The 14,168-nt window shown below is 67.9% G+C and carries 18 protein-coding genes; 10 read left to right on the forward strand and 8 right to left on the reverse strand.

Annotated features, from left to right (window positions below):
• Positions 1 to 14 precede the first annotated feature (14 nt).
• From ACSFA5_RS22015 to rlmB, 4 genes are read left to right on the forward strand one after another with little or no spacing between them, the layout of a single operon-like run.
• Positions 15 to 725 (forward strand): ABC transporter ATP-binding protein, encoded by a 711-nt coding sequence (locus tag ACSFA5_RS22015; RefSeq protein WP_435446167.1) that lies wholly within the window; start codon positions 15 to 17, stop codon positions 723 to 725.
• Between the two features lie 51 nt (positions 726 to 776).
• On the forward strand, positions 777 to 1,271 hold the full coding sequence (locus tag ACSFA5_RS22020) for a hypothetical protein (RefSeq protein ID WP_435446168.1): 495 nt from the start codon (positions 777 to 779) through the stop codon (positions 1,269 to 1,271).
• A gap of 4 nt (positions 1,272 to 1,275) precedes the next feature.
• Positions 1,276 to 2,256 (forward strand): hypothetical protein, encoded by a 981-nt coding sequence (locus ACSFA5_RS22025; RefSeq protein ID WP_435446169.1) that lies wholly within the window; start codon positions 1,276 to 1,278, stop codon positions 2,254 to 2,256.
• A gap of 22 nt (positions 2,257 to 2,278) precedes the next feature.
• On the forward strand, positions 2,279 to 3,025 hold the full coding sequence (gene rlmB, locus ACSFA5_RS22030; protein WP_435446170.1) for a 23S rRNA (guanosine(2251)-2'-O)-methyltransferase RlmB: 747 nt from the start codon (positions 2,279 to 2,281) through the stop codon (positions 3,023 to 3,025).
• 9 nt (positions 3,026 to 3,034) lie between these two features.
• Here rlmB and ACSFA5_RS22035 read toward each other — a convergent pair whose 3' ends face one another.
• Both ACSFA5_RS22035 and ACSFA5_RS22040 read right to left on the reverse strand, forming a co-directional pair.
• On the reverse strand, positions 3,035 to 4,243 hold the full coding sequence (locus ACSFA5_RS22035) for an NAD(P)/FAD-dependent oxidoreductase (protein ID WP_435446171.1): 1,209 nt from the start codon (positions 4,241 to 4,243) through the stop codon (positions 3,035 to 3,037).
• Between the two features lie 93 nt (positions 4,244 to 4,336).
• Positions 4,337 to 4,507, reverse strand: coding sequence for a hypothetical protein (locus tag ACSFA5_RS22040; protein WP_435446172.1), 171 nt, complete (start codon positions 4,505 to 4,507; stop codon positions 4,337 to 4,339).
• 172 nt (positions 4,508 to 4,679) lie between these two features.
• On the opposite strand from ACSFA5_RS22040, the gene ACSFA5_RS22045 reads away from it, so the two are divergent.
• Positions 4,680 to 5,201 (forward strand): GNAT family N-acetyltransferase, encoded by a 522-nt coding sequence (locus ACSFA5_RS22045; RefSeq protein WP_435446173.1) that lies wholly within the window; start codon positions 4,680 to 4,682, stop codon positions 5,199 to 5,201.
• Between the two features lie 4 nt (positions 5,202 to 5,205).
• On the opposite strand, the gene ACSFA5_RS22050 is transcribed toward ACSFA5_RS22045, so the two are convergent.
• From ACSFA5_RS22050 to ACSFA5_RS22065, 4 genes are read right to left on the reverse strand one after another with little or no spacing between them, the layout of a single operon-like run.
• The gene (locus ACSFA5_RS22050) at positions 5,206 to 5,682 is read right to left on the reverse strand and encodes a DUF3237 domain-containing protein (protein WP_435446174.1); all 477 of its coding nucleotides are present in this window, start codon (positions 5,680 to 5,682) and stop codon (positions 5,206 to 5,208) included.
• 13 nt (positions 5,683 to 5,695) lie between these two features.
• The gene (locus tag ACSFA5_RS22055; protein WP_435446175.1) at positions 5,696 to 6,664 is read right to left on the reverse strand and encodes an aldo/keto reductase; all 969 of its coding nucleotides are present in this window, start codon (positions 6,662 to 6,664) and stop codon (positions 5,696 to 5,698) included.
• A 44-nt stretch (positions 6,665 to 6,708) separates the two neighbouring features.
• Complete coding sequence (locus tag ACSFA5_RS22060) at positions 6,709 to 7,308, reverse strand: chromate transporter (RefSeq protein WP_435446176.1); 600 nt, start codon at positions 7,306 to 7,308, stop codon at positions 6,709 to 6,711.
• The gene (locus tag ACSFA5_RS22065; protein WP_435446177.1) at positions 7,305 to 7,910 is read right to left on the reverse strand and encodes a chromate transporter; all 606 of its coding nucleotides are present in this window, start codon (positions 7,908 to 7,910) and stop codon (positions 7,305 to 7,307) included. The genes ACSFA5_RS22060 and ACSFA5_RS22065 overlap by 4 nt, the downstream gene beginning before the upstream one ends.
• Positions 7,911 to 7,995: 85 nt before the next feature.
• Here ACSFA5_RS22065 and ACSFA5_RS22070 point away from each other — a divergent pair, with 85 nt between their 5' ends.
• The gene (locus ACSFA5_RS22070; RefSeq protein WP_435446178.1) at positions 7,996 to 8,922 is read left to right on the forward strand and encodes a YihY/virulence factor BrkB family protein; all 927 of its coding nucleotides are present in this window, start codon (positions 7,996 to 7,998) and stop codon (positions 8,920 to 8,922) included.
• Between the two features lie 6 nt (positions 8,923 to 8,928).
• On the opposite strand, the gene ACSFA5_RS22075 is transcribed toward ACSFA5_RS22070, so the two are convergent.
• Positions 8,929 to 9,480, reverse strand: a complete 552-nt coding sequence (locus tag ACSFA5_RS22075) for a DUF924 family protein (RefSeq protein ID WP_435446179.1) — start codon at positions 9,478 to 9,480, stop codon at positions 8,929 to 8,931.
• Positions 9,481 to 9,609: 129 nt separating this feature from the next.
• On the opposite strand from ACSFA5_RS22075, the gene ACSFA5_RS22080 reads away from it, so the two are divergent.
• From ACSFA5_RS22080 to ACSFA5_RS22095, 4 genes are all read left to right on the forward strand, one after another.
• Positions 9,610 to 10,059 (forward strand): CHRD domain-containing protein, encoded by a 450-nt coding sequence (locus ACSFA5_RS22080; protein WP_435446180.1) that lies wholly within the window; start codon positions 9,610 to 9,612, stop codon positions 10,057 to 10,059.
• Positions 10,060 to 10,132: 73 nt separating this feature from the next.
• Positions 10,133 to 11,338 (forward strand): patatin-like phospholipase family protein, encoded by a 1,206-nt coding sequence (locus ACSFA5_RS22085; RefSeq protein WP_435446181.1) that lies wholly within the window; start codon positions 10,133 to 10,135, stop codon positions 11,336 to 11,338.
• Between the two features lie 70 nt (positions 11,339 to 11,408).
• A complete protein-coding gene (locus ACSFA5_RS22090) occupies positions 11,409 to 12,158 on the forward strand; it encodes an acetoacetate decarboxylase (protein ID WP_435446182.1) in 750 nt (249 codons plus the stop codon).
• Between the two features lie 48 nt (positions 12,159 to 12,206).
• Entirely contained in the window at positions 12,207 to 12,989 is a 783-nt protein-coding gene (locus tag ACSFA5_RS22095; protein WP_435446183.1) for a 3-hydroxybutyrate dehydrogenase, read from the forward strand.
• Between the two features lie 145 nt (positions 12,990 to 13,134).
• Here ACSFA5_RS22095 and ACSFA5_RS22100 read toward each other — a convergent pair whose 3' ends face one another.
• On the reverse strand, positions 13,135 to 14,091 hold the full coding sequence (locus tag ACSFA5_RS22100) for a bifunctional helix-turn-helix transcriptional regulator/GNAT family N-acetyltransferase (protein WP_435446184.1): 957 nt from the start codon (positions 14,089 to 14,091) through the stop codon (positions 13,135 to 13,137).
• Positions 14,092 to 14,168 lie beyond the last annotated feature (77 nt).

Here is a 14,168-nt window from a genome sequence, read left to right on the forward strand (position 1 = left end):
ACCAAAGCCTTTCCATGTCCCAACCCCCGTCTGATGCCATTGTTGCCGTCGAGCATGTCTTCAAGTCCGTCACCGACTCGACCGGTACGCTGGACATTCTGCAGGACATCGATTTCACCCTCGGGGCGAGGGAAACCGCCGCCATCGTCGGCGCCTCGGGCTCCGGCAAGAGCACCTTGCTGTCGATCATCGCCGGGCTGGACACGCCCACGCGTGGGACGGTGCGCATTGCCGGCGAGGACATCTTCGCCATCGACGAGGACGAGCGCGCCGCGGTGCGCGCCCAGCGCGTGGGCTTCGTGTTCCAGAGCTTCCAGCTGCTGGGCAACCTGAGCGCCCTGGAGAACGTGATGCTCCCCCTGGAGCTGGCCAACCGCAAGGATGCGCGCAAGGCCGCCACCGAGATGCTGGGCCGGGTCGGCCTCGGGCAGCGGCTGGGCCACTACCCGAAGGTGCTTTCCGGCGGCGAGCAGCAGCGCGTGGCGCTGGCCCGCGCATTCGTGGTGCAGCCGGCTCTGCTGCTGGCCGACGAACCCACGGGCAGCCTCGACTTCGCCACCGGCGAGCAGGTCATGCGGCTGATGTTCGACCTGAACCGCGAACTCGGCACCACGCTCGTGCTGGTCACGCACGACCAGGGCATCGCGGCCCGGTGCGAACGCCGCATCACCATCGAGGCCGGGCGCGTCGCGATTAATGAAAAAGCTGCCGTAGCGCCCGTCTGACAAGCGCGATAAGCTATGAAATAAATAGCAAAGAACATCCGAGGAGACCGCATGGAAGAACTTCCCCCCGACGCCGTCCGCGCACTGCAGAGCGGAAGGCTGATCGAGGCCATCAAGATCGTGCGCGACCGCACGGGCATGGACCTCAAGTCGGCCAAGGAAGCGGTCGATCGCCATGCCGCACGCATGGAAGCGGGGGACGAGGAAACCGCCGGCGGGCGCGGCGCCCCCGACGTCGCCATGCAGGACCGCGGCTTCGCGTCGATGCCGTCGTCCGCGCTCAAGGCCCTGGCGCAGGGCAACAAGGTCGAGGCCGTGCGTCTCACGCGCGAAGCCACCGGCCTGGGCCTGACCGCGGCCAAGCGGCTGGTCGACCAGCACGACGACCCGGCGGTCGGCGGTTTCGGCCCGCTGCCCACGGCCATGCCCCGCCGGTCGACGGACGAGCCGGGCCGCGTGCAGGGCAGCGGCTACAAGTGGCTGCCGGTGGTGATCGTCGTGCTGGCGGCGCTCATGGTGTGGCTGTATTTCGGCCGGGAGCTCTGAGGCGATGATCGTTCCGCAGCACTGGGCCGAAGGCCGCATCCAGGAGCGTGTCGACGGCAAGCAGATCACCGTGCGCCGCTACGGCTGGTCCGACGAAAGCCCGCTGGCCGCGCAGGCCCACGCGGACCAGCGCACCCGCGAGGCGTTCGACCGCATCGCCGGGGGTGAAAAGCTCGACCGCCGCGAGCGCAAGAGGGCCTACAACGGCGCCGACGGCGTGCCGATCCGGGAAGAGATCGTCGAGCGCCAGGGCGACACCGTCGTCACGCGCAACACCTACGGCGCACGCTGCCTCAACACGCCCGACGTGATGTTCGTCGACATCGACTTCGAGGCGCCGCTGCGCGGCAGCCTGTTTCTCTTTGCGCTGGTGCCGGCGCTCATTGCCGGCGTGGTCGGCGGCTGGGCCGCCAAGACCTGGCTGGGCGGGCTGATCGCATTCTTCGTGGTCTTCGCCGTGGCCTGGGTCATCGGACGGCGCAAGAAGCGCGGCGAGCCCAGCGGCAACCCCGCGCCCGAGAAGCTGGCAGCCGAGCGCATCGGGCGCTTCATGCACCAGCACCCCGACTGGCACCTGCGCGTCTACCGCACACCCGCGGGCTTTCGCCTGCTGGCCATGCACGATGTGTTCAATGCCGCTGACATCGCCGTGGCCGACTGCTTCCATGCGCTGGGTGTCGACAAGGTCTACGCGCGCATGTGCCGCAACCAGAACTGCTTTCGCGCCCGCCTGAGCGCCAAGCCCTGGCGCATCGGCATCGACGAGCACGTGCGGCCGCGCCGCGGCGTGTGGCCGGTGTCGCCCGACCGTCTGGCCGAGCGGGACGCCTGGATCGCGCACTACGAGAAGGCTGCCGACGGCCACGCTGCCTGCCAGTATCTGGAGAGCGTGGGCAAGCTCGAGAACGTGCATCCGAGCGCGCGGGCGGTGCAGGAACTGCACGACGAGCGCACCCGCGCCCTCAGCGGCCTGCCGATCGCCTGAGGGTAGGGATAATCGGGGGTATATGTCTTCTCCCAAAGTGATCTTCGGCTTCCATGCCGTGGGCGTGCGCATCAAGACCGCGCCCAAGTCGGTGCTCGAAGTGATGTTCGACACCAGCCGGCGCGATGCGCGCATGAAACAGTTCATAGCGCGTGCGCAGGACGCCGGCGTGCGGCTGGTCGAGGCCGACGGCCTGCGGCTGTCCAAGCTCAGCGGCAGCCATGGCCACCAGGGCGTGGTGGCGCGCGTGGAACCCGCCGCGCAGATCCATTCGCTCGACGAGCTGCTCGAAGGCCTCGAGGCCGCCGGCACCGTGCCCTTGCTGCTGGTGCTCGACGGCGTGACCGACCCGCACAACCTCGGCGCCTGTCTGCGCGTGGCAGACGGCTCCGGTGCCCATGCGGTCATCGCGCCCAAGGACCATGCGGCCGGCATCAACGCCACCGTGGCCAAGGTGGCGAGCGGCGCGGCCGAGACCGTGCCGTACTTCATGGTCACCAACCTCGCACGCACCCTCAACGAACTCAAGGAACGCGACATCTGGTGCGTGGGCACCAGCGACGATGCACCGGGCACGATCTACCAGAGCGACTTCAAGCGTCCGCTGGCGCTGGTGCTGGGCGCGGAAGGCGAGGGCATGCGGCAACTCACGCGCAAGACCTGCGACGAGCTGGTGAGCATTCCGATGGCAGGCGCGGTCGAGAGCCTGAATGTCTCGGTGGCCAGCGGCGTGTGCCTCTACGAGGCGATGCGCCAGCGCAGCGCCTGATCGCCCGCCTCAGCCCCTGGGCAGCGGTGCGCCCTTGCGGTGGAAGTAGACGAGTTCAGCCACGCGCCGCAGCTGCGGCGTGCCCAGCATGCGGTTGAACAGCCAGTCGCTCTGGAACCGGTCGAAGGCCCAGCGCAGCGTGCGCTTGAGCCTAAAGCCGGGGTAGCCGCGCACGAACCACGTGGCGGGGTCGCCGACCTCGCCGCGCACGAAGCGCGCCACCGCCTTGCCCGCGCCTTCGCCGTGCTGCAGCGCGGTGTGGATGCCGCCCGCCGTCACCGGCGACACCATGCCCGCCGCATCGCCCACCAGCAAAGCCCGTTCCCGCGCGACGACCGGCAGCACGCCGCCGCAGGGGATCATTCCGGCGCGCACCGCGACGGGCGGGGTCTCCCCGGGCGAGACCACGGCGGCGATCTTGCGCAGCAGCGGGTCGAGCTTCAGCGCGCCGGCATCGCCCGCCGTGTGGCGCCCCATGCGCCGCGCCAGGCCGATCTGGGCGACACCCACCCCGTCGAGCGCCCAGCCGATGTAGCCCGGCGCGAGTTGGCGGTCGACGAAGCAATGCAGCAGGTCGGGCGCCATGCGGGCGCCCTGGTACTCATGCTCGATGCCGTACAGGAAGTGCCTGTTGCGCGACAGGCCGAGCGCCTTGGCCACGCGCGAATGCGGCCCGTCGGCGCCCACGAGGTAGCTGGCCGTGATGCAGGGGCCTTGCGTCACCGGCACCTCCCAGCGGCCGTCGATCCACAGCGCCTGCTCGAACAGCGTGCCCAGGCGCACGTCGACGCCGCAGGCCCGCACCGAGTCGACCATCCAGTCGAGCAGCGAGGGCGCGTCGGTGGCCCAGAACCAGTAGCCCGGCGCGTGCAGGTCGACATGGCGCATGTCGGGTGCGTAGAGCCGCACGCCGTCGATGCGGCGCACGAGCGCGGGCGGCACTTCGGCCAGCCAGGGAACACTGTCCACGGCGTCCTTGACGATGATGCCGGTGGTGTGCAGCTTGGCGCCGGCACGGGTCTTCTTCTCCAGCACCATCACGCTGAGCCCGGCAAGGGCCGCGGCCCGCGCGCATGCAAGGCCCGCAAAGCTCGCACCCACCACGAGCAGGTCGACCTTGAGGTTGCCGATGCCGTGACCCGCGACAGGTGACGAGGCAGGCTCTGGTGCGGTGGAAGAGAAAGAGAGAGGGGAAAAAAGACGGGAAGAAGTGTGCATGGGCAGCCAACGGTTTCGATGCGCACCGCATTCCTGCAGTGCGCGATCGAAGTTAGCTGCCGCGTGTGCGCGCGGCGTGAAGCCCGTGTGAACTCAGGACGGGTCTTTGCCGCGCGTGCGGCCGACCGCGCTGAAGATGCCGATGCCCAGCAGGATCATCGCGCCGATGCCGATGTACAGCGTGGGCACGCCGGCCACCGAAGCACCCCAGACGAGTCCCCCCAGGAAAATCAGAAAACCGATCATGTAGAGCGCGAAAGACATCGTCGTTCCTCCAGAAATTGAGATGCACGCAGTATCCCGACGCAGCCCGTGCGCTTCACCGGTGTGTGTCGCCAGTGCATGTGGGATGCTGCCTACTCCGGGATGGCACCGGCACACAGGACCCGCCGGCTTATATTGAGCGGCACTCAGTGAAACTTCCAACGAGGACCCCATGCGTCTGATCCCCTGCACCGAAGAAGCGCACGCCGCGGCGATTCTTGCCATCTTGAACGACGCCATCGTCACCTCCACCGCGCTGTACGACTACAAGCCGCGCACGCTGGCCAACATGGTCGCGTGGTTCGCCGCCAAACGCGCGGGCGGCTTCCCGGTGATCGGTGCCGTCGACGACGACGGCAAGCTGCTGGGCTTCGCGAGCTACGGTGCCTTCCGCGCCTTTCCCGCCTACAAGTACACGGTGGAGCACTCGGTGTATGTAGACAGCGCCCACCGCGGCGAGGGCCTGGGCCGCACGTTGATGGAAGCCATCGTGGCCGAGGCGATCGCGCGCGACGTGCATGTGATGGTCGGCGCCATCGATGCGGCCAACGCCGGCAGCATCGCGCTGCACGAACGCCTGGGTTTCGAGCACTCGGGCACGGTGCGCCAGGCCGGCTTCAAGTTCGGCCGCTGGCTGGACGTGGCGTTCTACCAGCGCATCCTGGCGACGCCGCTGAATCCGGTCGACGGTTGAACGGCTACAGCAGCGCGTAGAAGCGCATCACCACCTCGGCGGGATGGCGCGCGCCCGCGCCCACGAACATGCGTTCGTTGATCCACTTCAGCGAAGGCGAGGCGGTCTCGAAGCGCGGGCTGCAGCGGAAGTAGACCTGCGACGCGTCCACGGGTTCGCCGCGCAGCAGCCTGCCCATGACCTCCGGCGAGGCCGCGCGCACCGCGTGGTTCTGCACGTAGACGAGGTCGCCCGCATCCGTCTCCAGGCCGTAGCGCGCGTCGAGTTCCGAGAGCGTGTCGCTCACGATCAGCTGGAAGTCGCTGCCGCCGGGCAGCACGCGCGCCCGCCAGCCGTGGCCGACGGCCTCGCCTCCCGTGATCGGCACGATGCGGCGCAGTCCGCGCGGGCTGTTGCCCAGCACCTGCGGCACGCCCACCTCGACGCGCAGGTCGGCGAAGTGCTCGAGCGCGGGCGCGGCGATGGAATCGAAGACGCTCATCGCCGGTGCCCTGTCAGGCAGCGGTGGTTTCGGCGCTGGCGCGGTCGAGCATCTCGATGGTGCCGGCGTCGAGCTTCAACTGCGTGGCCACAACCAGCTCTTCGAGCTGGGCGATCGAGGTCGCGCTGGCAATGGGTGCCGTCACGCCCGGCCGTGCGATCTGCCATGCGATGGCGACCTGGCCCGGCTTGGCGTTGTACTGCTGGGCCACCTTGTCGAGCGCGTCGAGGATGCGCAGGCCGCGCTCGTTGAGGTACTTCTTGGTGGTATTGGCACCGCGCGCGCTCTTGGACGCATCGGCCTCGGTGCGGTACTTGCCGGTGAGGAAGCCGGCGGCCAGCGCGTAGAAGTTGATCACGCCCACCTCGCGCTTCACGCACAGCGGCTCCAGCGCGTCCTCGAACACCGCGCGGTCGTACAGGTTGTACAGCGGCTGCAGGCTCTCGTAGCGGGCGATGCCCAGGCGCTCGGACACGTCCAGCGCCTCCTCGAGCCGGGGCGCGGTGTAGTTCGATGCGCCGATGGCGCGCACCTTGCCTTCCTTGATCAGTTCGTCGAAAGCACCCAGCGAGTCTTCGAGCGGTGTGCCGGCGTCGTCGTCGTGCGACTGGTACAGGTCGATGTGGTCCGTCTGCAGGCGCCTGAGCGAGGCTTCGACGGCCTGGCGGATGTACGCGGGCGACAGGCCCACCTTGCCTTCGCCCATCGGCTTGCCGACCTTGGTGGCCAGCACCACGCGGTTGCGCTTGCCGGTCTGCTTGAGCCATTTGCCGATAATGGTTTCCGACTCGCCGCCCGTGTGGCCCGGCACCCAGGCCGAATACACGTCGGCGGTGTCCACGAAGTTGAAGCCCGCGTCCAGCCAGGCGTCGAGCAGCTTGAACGAGGCCGCCTCGTCCACGGTCCAGCCGAACACGTTGCCGCCGAAGGCGAGCGGGGAAACCAGGAGGCCGGAGCGGCCGAGCGGGCGAAGTTGCGACATGTCGAAGTGTTCCTGAAGAAGGGAAGGGGAAAAGGGTTGAGCGGTCAGACGAAGCCCACGGCGCCCAGCACCGCACCGGCGCCGAGCAGCCAGAGCAGGTGGATGCGCGTGCGCCAGACGATAAGCGCGGCCACGCCGCTGAGCGCCCACAGGTGCCAGGCAGGCGCATTGCCAGCATGGTTACCCGCGGACAGCACCCAGCCGGTGGCGACCAGCAGGCCCACCACCACGGGGGCCATGCCCTGCTTGAACGCGCGCACTTCACGGCGGGTGCGGTTGCGGTGGCCCCAGCGCGTGGCGAAGTAGGTGAGGGTGGTGCTGGGCAGCATGATGCCGACCATGGTCACCATCAGGCCGAAGAAGCCGAGCACCCAGGCCCCGGGCCCGGCACCGATGCCGCCGCCCGCGTTGAGCCCCACGTTCCAGCCCATCAGCGCCACGAACAGCACGTTGGGCCCAGGCGCGGCCTGCGCGATGGCCACCGACGAGCTGAACTGCGCGTCGGTCAGCCAGCCGTGCTGGGCCACGAGGTAGCGGTGCATGTCGGGCACCGTGGTGATGGCGCCGCTGATCGACAGCAGCGACAGCAGCAGGTACTGCCCGAAGAGGGCCAGCCAGTCGTGCCACTGCATTGCAATGGTCATGGCGCGATCTTCTTCCAGGTCCATACGCAGGCCACCCCGCCCACCACCAGCAGCACCCAGCCCAGCGCAACCTTGAACACCGCGATGGCCAGGAACACCAGCGTCATGAACGCGAGGCAGGTGGCAAAGCCCAGCGGGTGCTTGCGCAACTGCGGCACCAGCTTGATGCCGGTGGCGGCAATCAGCCCGCCCGACACCGCACCCATGCCGCGCAGCGCGGCCGCCACCTGCGGGTTGCCCGCGTAGTGGGCGTAGAGCACCGCCAGCGCGAGGATGACGACCAGCGGAATGGTCAGCATGCCCGCCACGGCGGCCAGCGCCCCGCGCAGGCCGAAGTAGCGGTCGCCGATCATCAGGGCGAGGTTGATCACGTTGGGCCCGGGCATCACCTGCGCCACGGCCCAGTCTTCGAGGAACTGCTCGGGCGTGAGCCATTTCTTCTTCTCGACCATCTCGCGCTGCACGATGGCCAGCACCCCGCCGAAGCCCTGCAGCGCCAGCCAGGTGAATGAAACGAACAGGTCGCGCGGCGACTGCGGATGCGCGACGGCTGGGGCGGCGGGCGGTGCCGCCGTGCCGGAGGCTGGTGGAGACGGATGCATGTGGAGCGATTATCGTTGGCAGGCTTTCAACACACCGGGCATCGCACTGACAGGATGCCGGCGGCCACCCGACGGACACTTACGCATGATCATGCAACTGCGCGCACTCTTCGACCTCTGCAGGCGAGCCTTCAATTCGTGGTTGAACGACTACGCCCCCAGCATGGGCGCCGCGCTGGCGTACTACACGGTGTTTTCGATCGCGCCGCTGCTGCTGATCGTGATCTCCGTGGCAGGCCTGGTGTTCGGGCAAGAGGCGGCGCGCGGCGAGATCTTCGCGCAGCTCTCGGGGTTGATGGGGGCGCAGGGCGCAGCGGCGGTGCAGGGCATGCTGCAGGCGGTGAACAAGCCGACCGAGGGGATCGTCGCCACGGTGATCGGCATCGGCCTGCTGGTGGTGGGCGCCACCACGGTGTTCGGCGAACTGCAGGACGCGCTCGACCGCATCTGGCGCGCACCGGCGCGCGCCAGGAGCGGGGGCCTGTTCAACATGCTGCGCGTGCGGCTGCTGTCATTCAGCATGATCATGGGCATCGGCTTCCTGCTGATGGTGTCGCTGGTGGCGAGCGCCGCGCTCGCCGCGCTGGGCAAGTGGTGGTCGCCGATGTTCGGCGCCTGGGAGAGCACGGCGCAGGTGGTCAACTTCGTCTTCAGCTTTGCGATGGTGACCGTGATCTTCGCGATGATCTACAAGATCATGCCGCGCGCCCGGGTGCAGTGGCGCGACGTGTGGGTGGGCGCGGCGGTGACGGCGCTGCTGTTCACGGTAGGCAAGCACCTCATCGGGCTGTACATTGGCAAGAGCAGCGTGGCGTCGGGCTACGGTGCGGCGGGTTCGCTGGTGGTGGTGCTGGTGTGGGTGTACTACTCGGCGCAGATCTTCCTGCTGGGGGCCGAGTTCACCTGGGTCTACGCACGCACCTTCGGCTCCATGAAGGACATGAAGGGCGTCGGCGAGCTGAACCCGTCGCCGACACGCGACGTGCCCCTGGCGGTGCACTCCGACGCGTGAGCCGGCTCAGCCCGCGAAGCCGCCGTGGTCGAGGTACTGCTGTTCCTCGGCCGTGGCCTCTCGGCCCAGCAGCTTGTTGCGGTGCGGAAAGCGGCCGAAGCGGGCCACGATGTCCCGGTGCAGCACCGCGAAACGCTGCGTGTTGGCGTCCAGCGCCGCATTGAGTTCGACCGAACGCTCCTGTTCCGCCAGCGTTTCCGAATGCATGAAGGGCAGGTAGAAGAAGGGGCGCAGCGCGGGGTCGAGCGTCCGGTCGAAGCCGGCGTCGACGGCCTTCTTCGCCACGGCCAGCGCCTTGCCGTCGGTCGCCAGCATGTGCGGATTGTTGCGCCACGCGTTGCGCGGGAACTGGTCGAGCAGCACCAGCAGGGCAAGGACACCCTCGGCATCGGCTTGCCACGCATCGAGCTCGCCGCGGGCCGCGGCCTGGTGGGCCTGCGCGAAGCGGGCGATGAATTCGGCGTCGAACGCGGCGTTCTTGGCGAACCAGCGCTCGGGACCGGCCTGGCGCCAGAAATCGACCACGTCGCGGGCGCTCGGAAGGGGGAAGGAAGTCATGGGTGAATTGTCTTTCAGCCCCTGTGCCGGGCTACAGGAGCCCGCCCAAGTCGGGACGATGGCCGACAAGACAAGCCAGGCGGTGCTGCCTATGCTGCAAATGCTTTCACAACCCAGGAGACCACGCTCATGAACAGATATGGCACTTTTTTGCGCGCAGCCCTCATTTCCGGGGTGGCCAGTGCCGCGCTGGTCGGCTGCGGAATGATGTCGAAGTCGAACACCGCGAGCTTCAGCGGCGCGATGAACGCAGCCAGCGAAGTCCCGCCCAACATGACGCGCGGCAGCGGCATGGCCGAAGCCTGGCTCGACCGCGACACCAACGTGCTCAAGTACAAGATCACCTACACCGGCCTGAGCGGCCCCGCCACCATGGCGCACTTCCACGGCCCGGCGGCCGCGGGCGCCAACGCCGGCGTGGTGCTGCCCTTCGCCAACCCGGCGAGCCCGATCGAAGGCCAGGCCACCCTCACGCCGGCGCAGGCTGCCGACCTGGTCTCGGGCAAGTGGTACGCGAACGTGCACACGGCGGCCAACCCGGGCGGCGAGATTCGCGGGCAGCTGTTGCCGAAGATGTGATCCCGCGGCGGGGGCTCGTGCCGATGAAGCCGCTGGTCAGGTTGGTGTCGCACGGCTGGTGTCAAATCAATGCATGACGACACCTTCGAAGAAAAAACCACGTGCCGCCTCCCGCCCCCTCAACCCTTTTTCTTCGCGACGCGAAGACATGCGCAGTGCCCGCAAGGCCCTGGTGCTGCAGGGCGGGGGCGCGCTCGGCGCCTACCAGGCAGGCGTGTTCGCGGCACTCAGCGAAACCGAACTGGAGCCGCACTGGATCGCCGGTGTGTCCATCGGGGCCATCAATGCGGCGCTGATCGCTGGCAACGCGCCCGGGCAGCGGGTCGACCGGCTGCGCGAGTTCTGGCACCTGGTGTCCTCAGGCCATTCTCAGCGCCTGCCATCGTGGATGGGCGACCGCGCCACGCAGAACCAGGTCAGCGCCACCATGGCCTCGCTGGTGGGCATTCCGGGCTTCTTCGAGCCGCGCTATGCGCCGGCCCTGCTCATGGGCGGCGCGGCGCCGCTGCTCAGCTATTACGACACCTCGCCGCTGAAGTCCACGCTCGAACGGCTGGTGGACTTCGACCGCATCAACGACTGCGAAGCCCGCTTCAGCGTGGGCGCGGTCAATGTGCGCACCGGCAACTCGGTGTACTTCGACAACACGCGCCAGCGCATCGGGCCCGAGCACATCATGGCCAGCGGCGCGCTGCCGCCGGGCTTCGCGCCCATCACCATCGACGGGGAAGACTACTGGGACGGCGGCATCGTGTCGAACACGCCGCTGCAGTACGTGCTCGACACGCACCCGCGCACCGAGCCGCTGGTGGTGCTGCAGGTGGACCTGTTCAATGCGCGCGGCGAAATGCCGCGCACCATGGCGGGCGTGCTGGAGCGGCAAAAAGACATCACCTACTCCAGCCGCACGCGCATGAACACCGACGCGATGGCCGCCAACATGAACCTGCAGCAGGCCATTGCCGACCTGATCACCAAGCTGCCGGCCGGCCTGCGCAACGACCCCAGCGTGCTCGCGGTGCAATCGCAGCTCACGCACGAGCCGATCGACATCTTTCACCTGATCTACCGCGACAAGCCCTACGAGCTCGAATCGAAGGACTACGAGTTCTCGCGTGCCGCGGTGGAAGAGCACTGGGATTCGGGCGCGCGCGACATGCGCGTCACGCTGGCGCATCCGGAGACGCTGCGCGCCGACGCCACGGTCAACGGCGTGACCACCTTCGACCTGGGCGAGCACGGCACGGGGCGCGTCAAGCGGCCCGGCCTGTCGGTGTAGGTCGCAGTTCAGCTTCCACTAAGAAACGCGCGCCAGACTGGGCGCGTCACTTCAACAGGAGGAAATGTTCATGAACATCGAAGATGTGCGGCGAACGGCGTTCGCCATGCCGCTGACCAGTCCCGCGTTTCCGCCGGGTCCGTACCGGTTCATGCGGCGCGAATTTCTCATCGTCACCTACCGCACCGACATGGACGCATTGCGCGCCGTGGTGCCCGAGCCGCTCGAGGTGGTCGAGCCGCTGGTCAAGTACGAATTCATCCGCATGCCCGACTCCACCGGTTTCGGCGACTACACCGAGTCGGGCCAGGTCATTCCGGTGCAGCTGCGCACGGCCAAGGGCCTGGAGAAGGGCGCCTACGTGCATGCGATGTACCTCAACGACCATCCGCCCATCGCCGGTGGCCGCGAGCTCTGGGGCTTCCCGAAGAAGCTCGCCTCGCCGGTGCTCGACTACGAGACCGACGTGGTGGTGGGCACGCTCGACTACGGCAAGGTGCGCGTGGCCAGGGCCACGATGGGCTTCAAGCACCGCACGCTGGATGCCGAGCCGATCCTCGCGGGCATCGCGCAGCCCAACTTCCTGCTCAAGATCATTCCGCACGTCGACGGCACCGCGCGCATCTGCGAACTGGTGCGCTATCACATGGTCGACGTGACGCTGCACGGCGCATGGGGCGGGCCGGCGTCGCTCGAACTGCACCCGCATGCGCTGGCGCCGGTGGCCGACCTGCCGGTGCTGAAGGTCGAGTCGGCGGTGCACTACATCGCCGACATGACGCTTGCGCTCGGTACCGTCGAACACGACTATCTCGCCTGATTCCTTCTGTCACTTCTCAACCCCGACTCCCAACCAAGGACACTCCACATGCAACTCAAGGACAAGGTCGCCTACATCACCGGCTCTGCCAGTGGCATCGGCAAGGAAATCGCCATCCTCTTCGCACAGGAAGGCGCCAAGATCATCATTGCCGACCTGAACAAGGAAGCGGCGGACGCCACCGCGGCCGAGCTCGTGGCCACGGGCGCGCAGGCCATCGGCGTGGCGGTCGACGTGACGAACGAAGACCAGGTCAATGCCTCGGTGGAAGAGGGCGCGGCCGCCTTCGGCGGCATCGACATCCTGATCAGCAACGCCGGCATCCAGATCGTGCATCCGGTGGAAGAGTTCAGCTTCGCCGACTGGAAGAAGATGCTCGCCATCCACCTCGACGGCGCCTTCCTCACCACCAAGGCCTGCCTGAAGCACATGTACGCGCAGGGCCGCGGCGGCAGCGTGATCTACATGGGCTCGGTGCACTCGAAGGAGGCCTCGCTGCTGAAGGCCCCTTACGTCACGGCCAAGCACGGCCTCATCGGGCTGGCCAAGACGGTCGCGAAGGAAGGCGCCAAGCACGGCGTGCGCGCCAACGTGATCTGCCCCGGCTTCGTGCGCACGCCGCTGGTCGAGAAGCAGATTCCGGAGCAAGCCAAGACGCTGGGCATCAGCGAAGAGGAAGTCATCAAGAACGTGATGCTGAAGGAGACGGTCGACGGGGAATTCACGACCACGGAAGACGTGGCACGCGTGGCGCTGCTGTTCGCGGGCTTTCCGACGAATGCGCTGACGGGCCAGTCGCTGGTCGTGAGCCACGGCTGGTTCATGCAGTGACGTCGAATTGAATTTCTCCCTCCCCTTCCGGGGGAGGGTCGGGGTGGGGGTACGACGGCGTTGGTCCAAACGCGGCGCCTCATCGAAGGCCTGCCCCCATCCCAGCCTTCCCCCGGGAGGGGAAGGAGCAAGACCGGAGCAACCGCTACAGCTTCAGCTCCCAGATCTCCCCTACAAGCTGCTTGCCGTAGCCCTCGTGCGGTTCGGACTGCACCAGCTTGAACCCCCGCTTCGCATAGATGCCGCGCGCGGCCAGCAGGCAGCTGTTGGTCCATAGCACCATCTTCCTGTACCCCTTGCGGCGCGCAAAGGCGATGCATTCGTCCACCAGCTTGCCACCCAGCCCCAGCCCGCGCGCGCCGGGCGCCAGGATCAGCATGCGCAGTTGGGCGACGGTGGGCGACTTGCGCACCACGAAGATCGCGCCCACCCGCTCGCCGTGGAGTTCCGCGATCCAGCTGCGCTCCCATTCGGGCTGGAACTTGAGCAGAAACTCGCTCGCGATACCGGCGACCAGGGCCTCGAATTGGCTGTTCCACCCGTACTCGCGCGCGTAGATCTCGCCATGCTGCTGCACCACCCAGCCGATGTCGCCCGGCGCCAGGTCGCGCAGCACGGCAGCCTGGGGCGTGGCCGGCGCGGTCTGCGGGTCGAGCAGCGACTGCATCGTGCCCATGGCCTGCACCAACTGCCGGCGCTGCGCGGGCGCCAACGGCGCCAGCAGTGCCGCGGCCTCTTCGCGCGACCTCTGTTGCAACGGCGCAAAGGCGGCGTGGCCTGTGCCGGTCAGGCGCAGCACGCTTTGGCGGGCGTCACGCGGATGCGGCGCCCGTGTGAGCCAAGCTTCGGTTTCGAAGCGCCGCAGGATGCGGCTGACGTAGCCAGCGTCGAGTCCGAGGTCGCGGCCGATCTCGCTCGCCACAGCCGTTTCGCGGTGCGCCAGCTCGTAGAGCACGCGCACGTCGGTCAACGACATGGGGCTGCCGAGGTAAGGGTCGAGCGCGCCGATGCGGCGCGTGTAGAAGCGGTTGAACTGCCGGATCGCCTTGACGGCGGCGGCATCGACGATAGGTGGATGCTCTGACATGGTTGCCATTGTCATTCGATCGATTGCCTGCGGCAACCAATGGAAGGCCTCCCGGCGGCGCGGTCACCGGATGTTTGTCGCGACAGGGATGG

Source organism: Variovorax monticola (genome assembly GCF_051216855.1).
Taxonomy (GTDB): Bacteria; Pseudomonadota; Gammaproteobacteria; order Burkholderiales; family Burkholderiaceae_C; genus Variovorax.